This is a genomic window from Neiella marina (genome assembly GCF_002165625.1).
Classification (GTDB): domain Bacteria; phylum Pseudomonadota; class Gammaproteobacteria; order Enterobacterales; family Neiellaceae; genus Neiella; species Neiella marina.
The window spans coordinates 15,000-33,219 of record NZ_NGNS01000002.1 but is presented as its reverse complement, the minus strand read 5'-3'; the positions used below and the strand labels follow the sequence as shown (position 1 = coordinate 33,219).

Annotated in this window: 12 protein-coding genes; 4 read left to right on the top strand and 8 right to left on the bottom strand. The window is 48.7% G+C overall.

Annotated features, from left to right (window positions below):
• Positions 1-12: 12 nt before the first annotated feature.
• Together thrB and thrA are read right to left on the bottom strand one after the other, a co-directional pair.
• Positions 13-978 (bottom strand): homoserine kinase, encoded by a 966-nt coding sequence (gene thrB, locus CBE68_RS02010; protein ID WP_087504411.1) that lies wholly within the window; start codon positions 976-978, stop codon positions 13-15.
• Between the two features lies 1 nt (position 979).
• Complete coding sequence (gene thrA / locus CBE68_RS02005; protein WP_087504410.1) at positions 980-3,439, bottom strand: bifunctional aspartate kinase/homoserine dehydrogenase I; 2,460 nt, start codon at positions 3,437-3,439, stop codon at positions 980-982.
• 497 nt (positions 3,440-3,936) lie between these two features.
• On the opposite strand from thrA, the gene CBE68_RS02000 reads away from it, so the two are divergent.
• From CBE68_RS02000 to tesB, 3 genes are read left to right on the top strand one after another with little or no spacing between them, the layout of a single operon-like run.
• Entirely contained in the window at positions 3,937-6,315 is a 2,379-nt protein-coding gene (locus tag CBE68_RS02000; protein WP_087504409.1) for a biotin/lipoyl-containing protein, read from the top strand.
• A gap of 13 nt (positions 6,316-6,328) precedes the next feature.
• On the top strand, positions 6,329-6,703 hold the full coding sequence (locus tag CBE68_RS01995; RefSeq protein WP_087504408.1) for a sirohydrochlorin chelatase: 375 nt from the start codon (positions 6,329-6,331) through the stop codon (positions 6,701-6,703).
• 11 nt (positions 6,704-6,714) lie between these two features.
• Positions 6,715-7,587: an acyl-CoA thioesterase II gene (tesB, locus tag CBE68_RS01990; protein WP_087504407.1), complete on the top strand. Its 873-nt coding sequence runs from the start codon at positions 6,715-6,717 to the stop codon at positions 7,585-7,587.
• A gap of 16 nt (positions 7,588-7,603) precedes the next feature.
• Here tesB and CBE68_RS01985 read toward each other — a convergent pair whose 3' ends face one another.
• From CBE68_RS01985 to CBE68_RS01960, 6 genes are all read right to left on the bottom strand, one after another.
• A complete protein-coding gene (locus CBE68_RS01985; RefSeq protein WP_087504406.1) occupies positions 7,604-8,953 on the bottom strand; it encodes a hypothetical protein in 1,350 nt (449 codons plus the stop codon).
• A complete protein-coding gene (locus CBE68_RS01980) occupies positions 8,950-9,600 on the bottom strand; it encodes an SEL1-like repeat protein (protein WP_087504405.1) in 651 nt (216 codons plus the stop codon). The genes CBE68_RS01985 and CBE68_RS01980 overlap by 4 nt, the downstream gene beginning before the upstream one ends.
• A complete protein-coding gene (locus CBE68_RS01975) occupies positions 9,597-9,863 on the bottom strand; it encodes a hypothetical protein (RefSeq protein ID WP_087504404.1) in 267 nt (88 codons plus the stop codon). The genes CBE68_RS01980 and CBE68_RS01975 overlap by 4 nt, the downstream gene beginning before the upstream one ends.
• A gap of 39 nt (positions 9,864-9,902) precedes the next feature.
• Complete coding sequence (locus CBE68_RS01970) at positions 9,903-12,158, bottom strand: putative bifunctional diguanylate cyclase/phosphodiesterase (protein ID WP_087504403.1); 2,256 nt, start codon at positions 12,156-12,158, stop codon at positions 9,903-9,905.
• Between the two features lie 95 nt (positions 12,159-12,253).
• A complete protein-coding gene (locus tag CBE68_RS01965) occupies positions 12,254-14,617 on the bottom strand; it encodes a putative bifunctional diguanylate cyclase/phosphodiesterase (RefSeq protein WP_087504402.1) in 2,364 nt (787 codons plus the stop codon).
• On the bottom strand, positions 14,604-15,686 hold the full coding sequence (locus CBE68_RS01960; protein ID WP_087504401.1) for a polyamine ABC transporter substrate-binding protein: 1,083 nt from the start codon (positions 15,684-15,686) through the stop codon (positions 14,604-14,606). Before CBE68_RS01960 ends, CBE68_RS01965 begins: the two co-directional genes overlap by 14 nt.
• 371 nt (positions 15,687-16,057) lie before the next feature.
• Between CBE68_RS01960 and CBE68_RS01955 the strand changes: the two genes are divergently transcribed.
• Positions 16,058-18,184, top strand: coding sequence for an alpha-amylase (locus CBE68_RS01955; protein ID WP_087504400.1), 2,127 nt, complete (start codon positions 16,058-16,060; stop codon positions 18,182-18,184).
• Positions 18,185-18,220: the final 36 nt, after the last annotated feature.

Below are 18,220 nucleotides of genomic sequence, written 5' to 3'. Positions count from 1 at the left end.
AGTTCTCTCCACTCAGTTCAGTTCGACCAGGGCCACATTTGCCACGCCTTGCTCATCAATACGGCAGACATGACTGAAGCCCTCATCGTTTTGTAAATAGTGTTTAGCCAAATACGCATCGCATTGTTTGGCAACATTCAGATCATCACATACTGCAAATAAGGTTGGCCCAGAACCACTGATCCCGACGGCATAAGCGCCCAGCTTCAGCAATTCTTCACGAGCAGCTTCAAAACCTGGCAATAGTACTTTGCGGTATGGCTCGGCAATCACATCAATCATGACACTAGCCGCCAACTTGTCGTTACCGGCATACAAGGCATGAACGAAATTAGCCAGTAAGCGGCCATGGTTGATGATATCTGCTTTGCTGTAGTGTTCAGGCAGAATCGCCCGTGCTTGGGCCGTTGAAACCGTGATCCCCGGATAAGCCGAACACCAATACCAGCTTTCTGGCGAAGGCAGCGTCGAGCACAATAAATCGTCTTGTTCAGTCATTAACTGGATGCCGCCGACAAAACATGGCGCAACGTTATCGTAGTGAATTGAACCTGAGATTTGGCCTTCGAGCTCCCCCATCAAACGCAGTTGCTGATCGTCATTAAGTGGCGAGCCGAAAAACTGATTCAAGGCAGCGACGGCTGCAACAATACTTGACGCACTGGAACCTAAACCAGAACCAATCGGCAAGTTTTTGTGCAAGTGCATTCTTACAGGGCCCACTTGGATACCAAGCTCAGCTAGGTGCTTTTTCACTCCGAGGTAGCAATCAAACAAGATATTTTGCTTGGGGTCATCGGGTAGCTTGTGGCTGAATCGCCCTGACGCTGTGAGTTCAAATTCACCTGAGGCACTATCATCCACCTCAACAACATCACCCAACAGCGACCCATCTATGGGTTTCAATGCCGCACCTAGAATATCAAATCCAACGCCGAGATTACCGATCGATGCGGGCGCATATACTGCAACAGCCATGTTAAACCTCCTGCTTCCATGGCAAGGTCCGAAGTATGTCGGCAAACACACCGGCTGCGGTTACCGCGGCACCAGCGCCATAACCGCGCAGTACATATGGAATTGGATCATAATAGCGCGAGTGGAAGGCCAAGGCGTTCTCACCATCTTTCACCGCGAATAACGGATGATCAGGACCCACAGCTTCGATCGACACTTTGCATTTGCCATCAACAATCGCGCCTGTGTAGCGCAACACTTTGCCATCTGCTTTGAGTTTATCGAGCCACTCAGCAAAGAAGGCGTCGGCCTGTGGCAAGCGTTCCATAAACTCGTCGACTGAGCCAGAAGAGTCAAACCCTGGTGGCAACGCCGGTTCAACTTCAACGTCGTCTAACTCTAGTTTCATGCCCGCTTCGCGGGCCAAAATGAGCAGCTTACGAGCAACATCCATGCCCGACAAGTCATCGCGCGGATCGGGTTCGGTAAAACCATTCGCTCGCGCTTGAGCGGTAACTTCCGAAAACGCCATGCCGTCGTCTAACTTGCCAAAAATGTACGACAGTGAGCCCGACAAAATACCCGAGAAAGACTTCAGTTGGTCACCAGCATTAAGCAATGACTGTAAGTTATCGATGACCGGTAGGCCGGCACCAACGTTAGTGTCATAGAGGAATTGACGACGCTTGCGAAGCGCTGTTTCGCGCAATGCTTGGTAGTAGTCGTAAGATTCGGTATTCGCTTTCTTGTTTGGAGTGACAATGTGGAAGCCTGCATTGAGGAAATCCAGGTACTGTTTTGCCATCCAGTCCGATGAAGTGTTGTCCACTAGCACTGGATTGATATGGGCATGGACACGGGCAAAGTCGCTGACCACTTCCAGTGAGAATTTTTGCTTACACTGGGCAAGTTCGGCCTCTTCAAAATTATCTAAGTCGATACCATTGGCAGCCAGTTCCATGCCTTTAGAGTTAGCAATGCCGCACACTCGCAAATCGATATGCTGCTCTTTCAGCGCTTGTTGCTGACGCTTGATTTGGCCCAGCAACTCACCACCAACAACGCCAACGCCGACAATAAATGCATCGATGCGTTGCATGTGGCTAAAGAAAGAAGCATGACAAGCGCCGATGGCGTAGCGCACTCGGTGTTCTGGTACAACAGCCGACACCGAACGTTCTGACGAGCCTTGGGCAATGGCCACGACGTTAACATCAGCTTGCGCTAACGCTTGGAAAAAGCGAGCAGACACGCCGCGATTCTCGCGCATACCATCGCCGACAAGAGTAACGATTGAAAGCTGACCCAAAACTTCAATTGGATCGAGTAGTTGATTCGCTAACTCGAGTTCAAATTCATCACTGAGCGCCAAGCGAGCGGCACTTGCATCTTTGCTGCTCAAGCAGAAGCTGATGGAATATTCACTGCTCGATTGGGTGATTAAGGCAACAGAGATACCGGCACGCGAGATACATTCGAAAATTCGGCTGGCCATGCCAACCATGCCTTTCATACCTGGGCCTGAAACGCTCATCATGCTCATGCCTTCGAGCGAGCTGATGCCTTTTACCGCATCTTTGGTATTGGTGTGGCCCGACACCAAGGTACCTGCGCCATCAGGGTTAAAGCTGTTTTTGATCAAGCATGGAATGTGGAATTGAGCAATAGGCGAGACAGTTTTTGGATGCAGTACCTTGGCACCAAAATATGATAGCTCCATTGCTTCTTTGTAGCTCAATTCATCAACCAGATGCGCATCTTCAACTAACCGCGGGTCACAGTTGTATACACCATCTACATCGGTCCAAATCTCGCAACATTCAGCATCCAAACAAGCAGCTAACACGGCAGCAGAATAATCGGAACCATTGCGGCCTAGCGTGACGATTTCTCCTTGTTCGTTGCCAGCGGTAAAGCCAGGCATCAGTTGAATATCATCAGCACTGAGCTGCAACGCGGCGAAGCGAGGTTTACTGGCAGAGATATCAACCAACGACTCAAGGTAGTCGCCATAGCCAGAGAATAAAGCAACAGGGTCAAGCACATTAGTGTGATGGCCGCGGGCATCAAGTAATGCTGACATGAGGGCAATGTTGATCCGCTCACCTTTGACCAGTAGTCGCGCTTGAATATCAGCAGGACACTGGCGGAGTAACGTCACGCCATGGAGTAGTTGTCGAAGATCACTAAGCTCAGTGTCGAGCAATTGAGTCAGGCGCTCATCGTCAAGACTTGGGTAATCAGCCTTGAGGCTGCTAGTCATGTTTCGAAAGGTGTTCTCAATGTTCGAAACAGCTGGCAGCGCATCAACGCCATTTACAGTTTTCTCAATCGCACTGACCAAGCTATTGGTGACACCGCCAGGGGCTGATAAAACCACAGCTATGCGTCCAACAGACGCCTTGTTAATGATGATGCTGGCCGCTCTGTTAAAGCGTTCTGCATCGGCCAGTGATGAGCCTCCAAACTTCAGTACTCGCATCCGTTGACCTCGTTCTGTTTTGCTCTAAATCTGAGCCCTATATACGAAAAAACCCGGACCTTCTGGTTCCGGGCTAAGTTACTGACGAAATGACGCGCGACTTTAGCCCTGCAACCTCTCGGTGCGGGTAATAATGGTCTCGGTAATCATGTTGTTATGCTGGTTCGCTGCCATGAAACTACAAATCGTTCAGTAAAAAATGAGCGCCTATCTTCAAGGTTTAAGGGGGCAAAAGTCAACTGATTTTTACAGCTGCCAGCAATCAATTTGCCTACTACCTATTGACAAATTGACCTGACACAAGAATTTTTTCGAGCACAATCGCCATGACCGTCTGCTCATTCGGACAATCAGCATCAACAACCCCAATGCTGATGTTGGCAGCTCATGAAGTCGACAGATAAATGATGTCAAAGCCCTACCAACTATTGCTCGCATTGCTACTTTATCGTTACATTTAAGGTTTGTTATTCCGAGCATTGGATGCGGGTAGAAGCATGGGCCAACTGTTCCCCACCATTTATTTTTCTTTTGACGGCTTTCAGCGCCGCCAACTAAAACAAGATCTGTTGCGAGCATTTAATCAATCCCGATTAAGTGAGCTTGGCTTTAAAGTGCAGTTCTCTCCTCGCACAGTGGTGGATTTTGGTGTCCCCGATGGCCTAACAGTTACCCAACAATGCCAACAAGCTAGCCTTTTTGTCGCTTTACTCGAACAACAGCCCGGTCATGGCTCACGTCAACATATGCTCAATACCGAGCTCAGTTACGCTATCCCCGAAGCGGGCACGCACGTGGTGCTACTCAGTGAACAACAACCTGAACTACCCGCGCAAATGGGCCGTCAACTTGAACAAAACGACCTTTCGGTTCAGATCCTTGGTCAAGGCGAATTGACCGAAGCAATTTTTGCCCAGTTAGAAACAGCGTTACTCGGTATAGAGACTCCTCTGACGCTGAGCATACTGGCACAAGACTACGGTATTGATGGCACCAACCTCGATAAAGATAGCTGGCAGCAACACCAGCACCACGAGCTATTGGCCCAGCTATATGGCCAAGCACCAGAGCCCGCTAATGGCAGCCCAGCATTAGCCGACTTACAACAACATCGACACTGGGGCGTTGCCAGTTTACAGCTTGGCAATGCCGTCGGCGCTGGACAAAGCTTCCAACATTGTCTGGCACTAAATGACAGCGACTTGATGGCTAACTATTGGCGTTGCCGACTGCTTGCCGAGGACGCGACCAAAGAAGCTGAGTTCAACGAGCTGATCCGCAGAGGCCAATTGCTGCTAAAACATTTTCAACAGCAAGATGAAGGCGCTGAAGAACTACAAGCGCAATGCCACTATTTTCAGGCTCTCGGCCACGTCGGTCAAAAACGCTATGAGGAAGCTTTGGAGTCAATGCAGGCAGCACTGCTGTTCCGCCAAAGCATCGCTTGGCAACATCAAGCCGCGTTACGTGCATTGCAACTGCTGTCCCAGCAAGAAGTCGCTCCAGAGCGCCTCGACCCAACCTTACTAACAGCAAAAAACTGTTTCCTCGCCATGCTGACTGAGAGTCTAGAGGGATTTCAGTTGTCGTTCCGTCAGCTACTGCTGAAGACCTCGAAAGAGAAGCTGGAAATGGTCATCCTAGGTGTCAAGCAGGTTGTGCTTGCCGCTTTAAAGCAAATCAGACAACACCACCAGCAACTTTTGGATCAATGCGCGGAATGTGAGTTAATTGTCACCACACAGCTTGATGACACAGCGCCGCATGACATCATGGCGAAGTCGATTTGGAACTTGATCGCCATTGGGCAAGATAGCATTAGTCAACAAGTCACACTCATGCAATTGCTTGCCGGTCAATTGAATCGGCTTGACGATGACGCTCAGCAATTGGAGTTGCAAGCGAGTGAGCAAGCACTTCAGCAACAACGCATAAGTCAGGATATCAACAAACAGCAACACCGCTTTAAAGACACCTTGAGCGGCAAAAAACTGAGCATAACCGGTAGCTCTGTGGCGGCAGCTTTATGTGTTGTGCTTATTTCAGGATTTTGGTGGCTACCGCTCACGACGGTGACTATTTCGATTTTGCTCGCAGCAGCATTAGCAGCATTTTTGTTGCTGATTTATTTGCTATCTCGCCAGCAGTCGATGCTGGCCCACATTCAGCAACGTTGTCGAGAGCTCGATAGTCAATATGCTCTGAGCGATGATGATTTACCAGAACCAAGAACCATAGAAGGTTGGTTTGATCGACTCACCGTGCGACGCGACAAACACCAAGAACGTGAACGGCTATTACAGGATAAAGCTGCAGCATTACGAGCCATGTTGCAACCACGCATCAGTCAATTTATGCGGCTCCAAACTAGCTTTGCCGAGCAAGCTTTTGAGCAGCTTGGCGGCGCTTTTATCGGCAAACGATTTGCAGGCAAGCAAAGTAAATTTCGACGTCAACAAACAGTTAAGCCACAACTTACTGAAGCACTTGTCGCGCAACTGGCAAACGATATTGAGCAACCACCGACTCAACTAGTATTGAAACAATCTCAAAATCCTGAAGATATTTACTTTAGCCCATCAGAAGCCTGTCAGCTGCGAGGGCTTAATCTATTGCAAGATGCCGCCAATGCTGACTTGCCCCTGACCCTGGTCCATGCACCGGTCGTCACTACAGATGAGCCGCTGGCGCTTTCCAAGTGGCTTGTTCAAACCGGCGAGCAAGTGACTGCCGAGCAACCGATCGCGGAGCTTCAAAATGCCACATGTTCAATTCCACTGTTCGCCCCAGCCAACGGCCTTGTCATTAAGCAGTTAGTCGCTGAAGGTCATGATCTAACTCCTGAGCAAGCCGTATTGGAATTACAAATTGATTAAACAGAATAACCCGATGAAATCCAATGCGATGATATTGGCAGCCCATGGCAGCCGGCTAAAAAGTTCGAATGAAGAAGTGGCACAATTGGCGGCAAAGCTCAGCCAACAACTTAAGCAACGATTTGCGCAGGTGGAGCCAGCCTTCCTCGAGCTAAGTCCGCCGTCCATTGAGGATGCTATTGATAACTGCGTGGCCGCCGGTCATCAACAAATCACCGTGGTACCTTACTTCCTCGCCGCAGGTCGTCATGTTAAAGACGATGTTCCGGCAATTATCGCGCAAGCCAAGCAAAAATATCCCGATGTTGACATTGAGTTAACCCAACATTTGGGATTAAGCACAGGCCTAGTGGACGCAGTGACTGGTCTTCTCGATTCAGAAAGCTAAGAGGATTAACAATGAGTGCAGTGTTAGCAGAATTGTTGGATCTTTTATCCTTGGAAACAATTGAGCAGGGTATTTATCGTGGTCAGAGTCAGGATTTGGGCTTCCCTCAAGTGTTTGGTGGCCAAGTAATTGGTCAAGCCCTCTCGGCGGCCAAATTGACCGTCGACAAGGAGCGAGCAGTACACTCATTCCACAGCTATTTTTTACGTCCGGGCGATGCTAAAAATCCCATCGTTTACGAAGTCGAAGTGATTAGAGATGGACGCAGCTTTTCCACTCGCAGAGTCAGCGCTAAGCAACATGGCGAAGTTATTTTTTATCTGACAGGTTCATTTCAGGTCGAAGAATCAGGTCACCAACATCAAGCAACCATGCCTGATGTGCCAGGGCCAGACGGCTTAGTATCAGAGCTCGAGTTTGCTCGTGCTCACGCCGAACAAATACCGAGCGGTATCCGCGAAGTATTCACTTGTGAAACCGCCATCGAAATGCGTCCGGTGTCGTTTTACAACCCATTGCAACCATCTCCCACGTCACCTCAACGCTTGACCTGGTTTCGCGCTAACGGTCAATTGCCCAATGATCCGCGAGTACACCGCTACTTATTAGCATACGCTTCGGACTTCAATTTCTTGCCGACCGCAGGGCAGCCCCACGCTATCACGCTGTTTGATCGTAAAATAAAAATGGCGACCATCGACCACTCAATGTGGTTCCACCGTCCTTTCAAGGCTGATGATTGGCTGTTGTATGTGGTCAACAGTACCAGTGCTTCTGGTGCTAGGGGCTATGTCCAAGGGCAGTTTTTTAATCAACAAGGCGAGCTCGTTGCATCAACTGCCCAAGAGGGGTTAATGCGCGATGCACGTCTAGCCAGTGACTAGACGTACCAACAGCACATCAAAGCGCCACCGGTGGGTCATCTGGGATTGCCATTTCCGGAATCTGGCCCGGTTGATACAAGCGCAAGCAAAAGTCATCGAGTGATTCCAGCAATGGCACATCGAGACACAAGCGCTGTTCTAACTCTCGTTGCAAGACAGGAACGTCAATGCCAAACAGGCTGAGCTTTTCTGGCAATTGGCTTTGATTTCCCTTAGCTTGCAGCCAAGCAGCAGCAATGCGGTAGTAAGCTTCGGTCATTAGCGACTTTTTCAACAACCTTGACAGCTGTTCAAGCTTCTCTTGAACCAACGCCGAGCCAATCAAATTTCGATCTGACCAAGTTGATGACAATCCAGGCCAGCTCGTTGCCGCATTGACGATAGGGACCAAGCCCTGCGAACCAGACATCAACTGCAGAGCATCGGAATAACCTTGGGCCAACGAATTAACTGTTGCATGGCGCTGCCAAATGATCCGCTGCAATAGCTCAGAAACAGTCAGATCCCAATCCAAAGCGGTGCTGACGCCCTCGCTATCAATCCGGTCAAAAGTCGCTACCGCCAAGGCAAAATTGCGATCAAGGACCGGTTCAAGAGATGCTGCCAGCTCTGGTTGCTGTTGCAAGACAGTCAAGTTTGTAGTCGCAGCATGCAACATTTCTGGTCGCTGTTGGACATAAGCCACCAGCCAACCCATTTCGACTGTCAGTACACGTTGCAACAACGATCGATAAGCGGTGACATTAGTGCCCCGAAGGTGAACCAACAGATGCTCTAAGTGTTCGTTCAAGTCAGCAAATGCTTGCTCTGGATCTTTTTCCGCTGCGCTTATCACTGATGCCAAATGAAGCTCAAAGGCCGATGACAATTGTTGTTTCGGGAATGGAACATTGTCCATGATGTGTTGTTCTGGGGCTTTTGGCGGCTCAGCCGTTAGCAACAGCTGTAGTCTGACTAACCACGCATTTTTTTCAGTCAGCACGTCATTAATGCGGTCAATATTGGCATCTATAACCGGCAAGCATTCTTGCATCGACACATAGCAAGGCAAGCCAAAACGCCATGTTGACGCTTTAGCCAATTTCATGCCTTCTTCAGCCAAGTCAACATGCATACGCCAACGTTGCTCGCCATAGGCTTGGGGAGACGCTTCACTTGGCGCATCAAAGCCCAGCATCAAGTAGAAAGCCATGCTCTCTTGCTCTGATGGTGTGCTTTGGTTTGCTTTAGCTAGCCACTGCTGGCTTTGTTCCGATAACTCCGGTTGGCGCATCAGCATCGATAGCGCAATACCCCAGATCACCAGAATGGTAGCAACAACCCAAGCGATAACACGCCAACGAGAAGGTGCTGAGATTGTTGTCATTCAGTGTACATCCTATTGTTGCGATAAAGCTGCAGACGCTTTCGGTAGTCAGTTAGCATGTCTTCACCTATTTCACCTTCTTTCAGTAACATGGTGATAGCTTGCTGTTGAACTTTTGCCGCCTCAGCGAAATTGCCAAGCGCGGCAGCAACTGCTGCCAAGGTATCGGTTGACATGGCATCTAGCGTGGCCATGGCTTGAAGTTGCTGAATGTACTCATTGGCCTGCTCAGGGTCCCTCAAAGCAGATATCTTGCTGGTTGCCAAAAACCAAGCCAGGTCATTTAACATCCCCGCATCTTCTGGATCCAAACTCTGGGTCAGTAACTCCAAACCCAAGTAAGGATCATGCCCTGCTGCACCACCTTGCATGTAGGCGTAGCCCAGTTGCCGTATACAAGGTAAATGACCGCCGTTTGCACACTTCGAGTACCAGTGTACGGCCGCTAACGGCTTTCCCTGCTCAAGCATTGATTCGGCAAATTCAAACTGTCCCTGCCAGTCATCAACATCAGGAGCAGGTGCATCAGCAGCTTGTTGCGGCTCAGGCTTCAACGATTGCAATCGTTGGACAACCAACAAATCACTACCACAACCAGTGAGCAGCAAAGTTGCAGCAACAGCGATTAAGCAGGTCAACGATTTCATTCTGTTGGATTCACTTTCTTGACTGCGATGACTTGCGGATCGCCACAAGCACTGCAGGCATTGCCATATGATTTTGTCGTGCCATCGGCAAGCAAACCGTCGGCTGGCTCGTATTGCATGGTACAAATTTCTGGACGAGGTTCAGGACATTTAACGAAGCCTTTAGGTAATTGGATTTCCTGCGGCTGAGATTGACAAGCTGTGACCACAAAAACCATAGCGCAGCAACTTAGTAGTGCTTGATAGTTAGTCTTCACTTTCATTGGTAAACCTGTATGAGCAGCAACTCGATACTCGAGTCGCTATTGCTGTAGTTGTCCTGGTTGGGCCTGCACATCGTCTGAGACGTCAAGACTCAAGCGACCTAACTCAGGTTTGCCATAATGATACCCTTGGGCGAACTGAACACCAATTTGCTCAAGTTGCTGGGCAACCTTTTCATTTTCAACGAACTCTGCGACCAACTGAAAGCCGCGAAGCTTGGAAATTGTGACCAAGAATTCTAGCAATGGAATCACAGCATCGTCAGAGCTCAGTTTGCGGATAAAGCATCCATCTACTTTAACGTAGTCGAACGGCAGGCTGAGCAAGTTATTCACCGATGAGTAACCGACACCAAAATCATCCAGTGCCACCTGACAACCTAAGGCTTGTAATCGTTCAATATTACGTTGCGTCAAGCCGATATTCTCAAGCGCTGCGCTCTCGGTGATTTCAACCACCAAATCGGGCCCGCAACCACTGAATTCAATTCGTTGCAGCAGCGTTTCGGTCAGCTGTGCATCAGACATAGACTGACCAGAAATATTTACAGCCAATCGATGATTCTGATTATTGCGGCGCATTTGCATCAGTAATGTCAGCACTTGGTTGAGCACCCATTTATCGAGTACACCAACATCGCGCTGACGCTCTGCGGCCTGAATTAAGGGGTAGGCTGACACATAATTACCGACTTCATCCTCGATACGAAGCAGTACCTCGTAGTGGGAAACACTGCCATCGTTGACCCGAACAATAGGTTGATAAGCTAGGGCTAAACGCTGATCACGAATCGCCGAATGCACTCTTGAGTACATAAACCGCTGTTTTAATAGATACCCCTCCAAATCAGGGTCTCTTAACGACGCATAACGGCCCTTGCCTTGAGCCTTGGAATAGTTCAGCGCAATATCAGCCCGCGTCATCAACACATCAAATTCGTTGCCATGTTCTGGAGCAACCACAACGCCAATGGACAAGCTTAAACGATGCAGCATGTTGTCACCGGCTAACATGATTTGCCGACTCGCTTCCAACAATTTGTTGGCCATTTGCTCGCCTTCCTCGAGGCTCGCCCCCGGCATCCATACGGCAAACTCATCGCCAGCAATACGCGCAGATCGATAAGGTAGTGCCACATGTTCGGCCAGTATTGATGCTAATTTGATCAGCATGTCATTGCCGATTTGGTGGCCGCTTGCGTCATTGATTTCCTTAAAGTCATCAATATCGATAAGCAAAAGCGCGGATGTATCAGCATCATGAATGGTTTGCTGCAAAAGCTGATGAAAACTCTCTCGGTTGGCCAAACCAGTCATTCCATCATGCTGGGCAAGCCAATCTTTGTCATTGCTAATCTGCGCTAAGGTAGCCTTAGTCGCCTCATCTTGGAGTCCATAAATCGCCAACTTTCGAACAAAGTTTCGCGCTAATTCTGGGGCATGTTGCATGCTACCAACCAGTCGTTTGTTGACCACATCAAAGTTGCCCGATTCGATCGCACTGAGGGTTTTTTCAAGCTGCCGAAACAGTTGTTTCCAGCGCAGTTGGCGCCGGCCATATAAGTGGGCCAAAAGTGCCATTGCCAACAGCGACAAGATTAACAACGACAATAACACGTACCAATGAATGGCGATGGTAGGAGGGTTACTGAATTGACCACTGAGGGTCATGGGTACCCCCTCAAGCACAGTGTCAGAGGCATTATCCCAATCATCGCTTTGGCGACTAGAAAAATACAAACCGGTATTCTGCTCTATCGTGCTCGCTTCAAGTTTCTCAAGCGAAGCGCGGGTCGCTCCGGCGAGATTCAACGACAACCCCAGCTTGTTTCCTTGGATCAGCAGCCAGCGCTGCAAATCAATATCAGCGATGAGTTCGTCATTACCGCGCGAAACAGATAGGAGTAAGCGACACGAAGGCTGGCACAACCAATGTTTCGGCTCTAGTTTACGGGGGATTTGATCGGGCCTATCGAAACCTGCGGAAACATTCCACAACTTGCCAGTCACTCGGTGTACTAAACCATTGAGTTTCAATTCACTGCCGTTTGATAGCTCTACTTGTTGATTCAGCCAGTTCTCATCAAGGCGCTCTGGTGCCGCATTGAAGTCGGAGACCAAACCGGCTCGAACAAGCTCGATGTCGCGCGCCAAAAGCTGACTGATCAAATCAAGCTGCTGAGAGAGTTTGTCATTATCGGACTGACTATTGGGGATGAGTAACAACAGGGTGTATAGCAAAGCGGTCAAAACCGCCGCCACCACCACAATCCAGATCCTCCGAATGGCGAGCATTGCTAAAGTTCCCCTCTAGCTAACATCATTGTACTGATGACCAAAGCGGTCGCCTCCATAACATTGGCAGTCGTTCATTCACTCCTCGATCTTAATCACTGGCTGTTGCTATCTTCGGCCGACGCATCTTGCCCTACCATTGAGCGATGATAACTTAACAATAGCTGCTCGAGTGAAATCGGTGCACAAAATAAGTGGCCCTGCAGAGCATGCTTGCCAAATTGTTGCACTATCTCAAGTTGCCGCTCTGTTTCAACGCCTTCAATGGTCACCTGCAAATTCAATGCTTCAGCTGCTCGAATCAAGCTTTCCATTAATATTCGCACAGTCGGCAGCTCCACTTCATCAGTAAAACTTTTATCGACTTTCAGGGTGTTAATCGGGAATGAACTGAGCTGCTTAATTGAGGTATAGCCGGTACCAAAGTCATCAATCGCCAACGAAATACCAAAGTCAGCCCATTCGCGCATCACTTGGCTAGAGATTTCACTCCACTCCATTTGCACTGTCTCGGTGATCTCTAACTCGATATTTCTTAGGTATTGTCGATGTAGTTCCAGTAACGGGCGTAAAAAATCAGAGAACTGATGGTCTTTCAGCTCAGCAGCAGAAATGTTAATACTCAATTTAAAGTCTTGGCCAAACTGAGCTTCCAATTCAGGGAGCGCCGATAGGGCTTTTTCGACCACCCAATGGTCAATGGCCCGAAACACGCCACAAGCTTCAGCAATCGGTATGAAATCAGCAGGCTCAACTCGGCCCAGCTTCGGCGAATCCCAGCGCAGCAACACTTCAGCGCCAATAATTCGGCTTAAATCGGCACCACTAAAGATCGGCATGTATGCCAAACTAAGCTCGCTCGATAAATCGGCCCCGCGCAATGATTCTTCAATTTCTTTGCGCCGCTGAAGTCGTTCCGCCATCTCATGAGAGAATAACCGATACTGGTTTTTACCATGTTGCTTTGCTTGATACATGGCTGCATCAGCATTGGACAACAGAGCCCCTGAATCAAGTGCGTCTTGCGGATAGCTGGCGATACCAATGCTAGCGCGAACTGGCAATAACAACTGCCCAAGCTCGAAACCAGATCGAAATAGCTCAATAATTTCACCAGCAACCTGTTCGCTTTGTTGATGTCGATGCTCAGAGATGATCAACACCGCAAACTCGTCACCGGCAAGCCGCGCTACTTGAATACTACTTGGCGCTTTAATCTGCTGCTGATAATGCTCTGCCTTGATTGACAGTTGCTGGGCAAAATGGATGAGCAGCTCATCACCTACTTTGTGGCCAAAGCTGTCATTGACGAACTTAAAGTTGTCTAAATCGATGAATAACAAACTGGCAGTAAGTTGCTTTTGCCGACAGTATTCAATGCCTTTATTGACCTGCTGAGTAAATGCCAAACGGTTGGGAAGACTTGTCAGATTATCCGTTAAAGCAAGCTTATGGCTCTCGTCGCGCGCGAGCTTCAGTTTACGATACAGTTTTAGAAACGCTTGTTTTAACGAATAGAGCTCCCGAACATCACGTTTTGGATCAGGAACGATTTGCTCCAATTCATTAGTCTTAATTGCTTTTTCCAAGTCTTGTATCGGCCGGACCAACGTCAATCGGACTAACAACGCCATTAACGCCAAGGTCAACAGCATGACAGTGACAAACAAAATCAACACTTGCTGCAGCACTTTAAAGGTCTCGCCATCAAGCAGAGAAAAAGGCACTAGCAAGTTAATGGTGTGACCATCAAGGACGGGTTGACTCAGTACCAGTCCGGGTTCTTGTTTGGCCAAATTCGGTTCACGATTGAATGAGATCGAACCTTCGCCGTATCGCTCCAACACATTCTGTATGCTGTCATTCAAAGCAAAACCGGAGAGCACTTGCGCAATCACAGTGCTGTCTTGCAATTGCGATGGCAACGGCGGGTGAAGAGATAGCGGGTCGACTCGACTGAGCAGCAACATTCGATACTCGTCGCCAGTGCGATAGAGCAACACATCTCGAATTAATTGCGAGTCGGCAAAGCGTTTAAACAGCATTCGCTCTTCACTGAGGTGTTCAACAAATGGATCCAGTGAGGTTTCTACCATCACCGTTGAGTTATGCTCTTTATCGAGCACCACCAAGGCGTAGTAAAGATCGGCATGATTCGACAACGAACGAACAATCTGCTCACTTGAACGCTGACTCGCCAATGACCAAAAACGATCACCGCTCTGCTGCAAAAAAGAGACAAAAACAGGCGCTTGCAATAGCGCTTGCTGCACCCCCATTAAATAATCTCGAGATAGTTGGATGTTGGCGTGGACGTTGGCCAGGGCAAATTCAGCCCTTGACCGTTCAAGCTTTTGAATGGCATCCGTTCGCTGCTGATAAAACAAGTAAGCGATACCGATAAAAGCAGTCAGCAAAGGAGGAAACAATGCCAACAAAGCACGTCTATTGAGTGGCATGAATTTTCTCCAAAGCGCTTAGAATTCGACTTCTCAAGTTGATCGCGTCAATGGTAACCGGCGCATACGGCTGCAGCTGTTTGAGTTGCGGTTCGGAAATATGGACCAAAGGATCTTGACGATATTGCTCGGAAGTTAACGGCAGCGCAGCAAGGTTTGGTGTTGCCGTGTGAGTGTATTCAGCATTGAGAGCGGCGTTTTCTGGCTGCTGAATAAAATTCAAAAATTGCACTGCCGCAGCTTGATTTTGCGATTGCGAAATGACGGTAAAGCAGTCGGTCCACAATAGGCTACCATCGGAAGGAAGCAGATATCGCCATTGCTCAGAGCCAGACAATTCATTGAGAATTTTCTGATCACCAGAGTAAGCCAAAGCGGCGAATAGCTGATTGAATTCAGGGTAGCTTTGGGCAGCGGTAATAATGTATTCCAAGGTTCGAACATTAGGCAGCCACAGTTTTGATAACTCAAAAGCCTCTCGCAGATGCTCAACTTTATTAGTGTTAATTGGGTGATTAAGACTAATCAGAGCAGGAATAAGAGAGTCAAACAAGTCGACATGACCGGCAATATGGCCGCGTAAATAAGTTGGCGGATTAAGAAATTTTGACCACGAATCAATATCTTCTGGTTTAACCAAGTCCGCTCGATAAACGACCCCTAAAGTGCCCCACGAATAAGCAACTCCATACACCTGATCAGTTGCATTGCAGGCTCGATGAATCGACGGATCGAGATGCTGAAGATTTGGCAGTAGTGAAGGGTTGAGTTCGGCGAGACGATTTTGCGCTGTATATAGATTCATTTGCTGGGAGTCCATCAACGCAATGTCGATGTAGCGCCCGGCCTGAGAAGACAAAATTTGGTCCCTCATTTCATCTGAATCAAAGTAGGCAATCCTGAGCTCAATCCCCGTTTGCTGTTCAAACGCCGATTTAACTTCTGGGGACAGGTACTCTTCCCAAGTGAGAATATTCAAGACTTGCTCTGCGTATGTAACCGCTGAGCAGCCCAAGAACACAATAAAAGCGAGTAGTAGCTTTCGAAAATGAAGCCCTATTTGAGACATTAAGCCACTCCTTTTGGCTTTGTCGAACAACAAAAGGCAAGCTGTTGCACGTTAACACTAACCTAGTGTGCCAATCTTTCAGTTCAAATCAACTCAACTCGCGCAATAAAAGATTTTAAAGGCAACATTTATCACAATAACATCTCTGCCAAGTTAAATTGTCTTTACCTTAAGCACTGCTCTGCGGTTGTGCAATTCGCTTCATCCCCCCCAGCTCAACGCAGCGACAATTGCTGGGACCGGTTACTTCTGAAACCAGCTCACAGAACCAACCACAAAGTCTCTTAATCCAGCAGTCCTATGCTAATTTTTATAGGTCGCAAGGCTAGGCGATCAACCATAAATCAATCACATAAATCACGAGAACCATCATGCAAAGTTCACGTTTGCTAGGGCTCATTTTGGCAGCCACGGTGACAGCTTCCTGTTCCGTTTCGCAACCATCTGATGCGCTCTACTTAAAAGGCTCTATGAATGACTGGGGAACCAGTCAACCACTTTCCTTTGATGACGGCGTTTATCAAGTGGATGTGGTCCTTCCCAAAGGCGAACACCAATTTCAAATCGCTGATTCAGCTAACACCTGTGGCTTGCGCTTTGGTGCTGTCAGCAAAGACAGAATGAAGTTGAATCGCGATTACGCGACCAATGAGTGTGCTGAAGACGCGGCTTTCGACCTCAAAGTGTTCCGTCAGACATCCTATCGCATCTCATTGGATACTAACGAGCAACCGGCACAATTGCGCGTTGGTTTAACTCCGAAGAAAAAAGCGGCTCCTAAACCTGGCGTCGCCAAAGTCTGTCCAAGCTGGGATGGTGGCGAAGTGACAGTGAATGTCGGCAGCGCATTTGCCGATGGCACTGAAATTCGAGATTTTTATTCAGGCCAGCTTACTACCGTGACAGACGGTAAGGTCTCTTTGGCTCCAGCGCCGTCAAGCGGCGGCTTGTTACTGCTAGAAAAAGCCGATCATCAACCGAGCAAATTTAGCTGGGATAACGCTTCGGTTTATTTTGTCATGACCGACCGTTTTTATAACGGCGACCCAAGCAATGATAACAGCTACGGCCGAATGAAAGATGGCGACAAAGAGATTGGTACTTTCCATGGTGGCGATCTCAAAGGCCTAACCGAGAAGCTCGACTACATTGCCGATCTGGGCATGAACGCAATTTGGATTACCGCCCCGTATGAGCAAATCCACGGCTGGGTTGGCGGCGGTAACGGCGGCGACTTCAAGCATTACGCTTATCACGGCTACTACGTCATGGATTACACCAAAGTTGATGCCAATATGGGCACTGAAGATGACATGCGGACGTTCGTCGACGAAGCTCATAAGCGTGGCATCCGGGTGGTATTGGACGTGGTGATGAACCATACCGGCTACGCTACATTAGCCGACATGCAGCAATATGACTTCGGTGGTTTTTACGATAAAAACCAAAGTATCGAAGAACTGCTGGGCTCTGAGCAATGGACTAATTGGCAGCCTAAATCTCATCAGAGCTGGCACGACTTCAACCACAATATCGACTTCACCCATGGCAATTGGATGAACTGGTGGGGCAAACAGTGGATTCGTACCGATATCTCAGAGTATGACAACCCAGGTTACAACGAGCGCACCAAGTCTTTGGCATACCTACCTGATTTTAAGACCGAATCTGACGAAGTGGTCGACTTGCCGATTTTCTACCGCAATAAGCCGGACACTAAAGCTGTCGCCATTGATGGTTACACCGTCCGCGATTACCTTGTTCATTGGCTTGCCCAATGGGTCGAAGACTATGGTATTGATGGTTTCCGAGCCGACACAGCAAAGCACGTTGAGTTCGAATCTTGGCAGGCATTAAAACAGCGCGCAGAACAAGCTCTGGCCACTTGGAAGAAAAACAACCCAGACAAAGCACTGGATGACCAACCATTCTGGATGACCGGAGAGGTTTGGGCACACGGCGTGACCCGCACAGGTTACTTCGATGCAGGCTTTGATTCGGTCATCAACTTTGATTTCCAAGCGAATGACGCCAAGAAAGTGATGGATTGTATGGCTGATGCTGACAAGCTATTTAGCGATTACGCTAAAGCCATAAACTCGGATCCAAACTTCAATGTGCTGAGTTACATTTCCTCTCACGATACTCGACTTTTCTTTGGTACAGACAGCCGTACCCTTGATCAACAACGAGATATCGCTGCGCCATTCTTGCTGCTACCAGGCGCTGTTCAAGTCTACTATGGTGACGAGACCGCTCGACCATTCGGCCCAACCGGCACCGATCCGCACCAAGGCACTCGGTCAGACATGAACTGGGGTGGGATTACCGGTCAACGGGCAGATTTGTTGGCGCACTGGCAGAAAGTAGCTCAGTTCCGCAAACGCCATGTCGCCATTGGCGCAGGTCAACACAGCAAGATTAGCGATGCACCATACGCCTTTAAACGAAGCAAAGGTGGTGATACTGCTGTTGTCGTCTGGGCAGGCAAGAACTAACCGTTAAACATTCTTGGGATCTGCTGTCAGTATCAA

Coding starts and splice junctions, on each gene's coding strand:
- thrB (WP_087504411.1), bottom strand. CDS start 978: ATGGCTGTTGCAGTATATGCGCCCGCATCGATCGGTAATCTCGGCGTT.
- thrA (WP_087504410.1), bottom strand. CDS start 3,439: ATGCGAGTACTGAAGTTTGGAGGCTCATCACTGGCCGATGCAGAACGC.
- CBE68_RS02000 (WP_087504409.1), top strand. CDS start 3,937: ATGGGCCAACTGTTCCCCACCATTTATTTTTCTTTTGACGGCTTTCAG.
- CBE68_RS01995 (WP_087504408.1), top strand. CDS start 6,329: ATGAAATCCAATGCGATGATATTGGCAGCCCATGGCAGCCGGCTAAAA.
- tesB (WP_087504407.1), top strand. CDS start 6,715: ATGAGTGCAGTGTTAGCAGAATTGTTGGATCTTTTATCCTTGGAAACA.
- CBE68_RS01985 (WP_087504406.1), bottom strand. CDS start 8,953: ATGACAACAATCTCAGCACCTTCTCGTTGGCGTGTTATCGCTTGGGTT.
- CBE68_RS01980 (WP_087504405.1), bottom strand. CDS start 9,600: ATGAAATCGTTGACCTGCTTAATCGCTGTTGCTGCAACTTTGCTGCTC.
- CBE68_RS01975 (WP_087504404.1), bottom strand. CDS start 9,863: ATGAAAGTGAAGACTAACTATCAAGCACTACTAAGTTGCTGCGCTATG.
- CBE68_RS01970 (WP_087504403.1), bottom strand. CDS start 12,158: ATGCTCGCCATTCGGAGGATCTGGATTGTGGTGGTGGCGGCGGTTTTG.
- CBE68_RS01965 (WP_087504402.1), bottom strand. CDS start 14,617: ATGCCACTCAATAGACGTGCTTTGTTGGCATTGTTTCCTCCTTTGCTG.
- CBE68_RS01960 (WP_087504401.1), bottom strand. CDS start 15,686: ATGTCTCAAATAGGGCTTCATTTTCGAAAGCTACTACTCGCTTTTATT.
- CBE68_RS01955 (WP_087504400.1), top strand. CDS start 16,058: ATGCAAAGTTCACGTTTGCTAGGGCTCATTTTGGCAGCCACGGTGACA.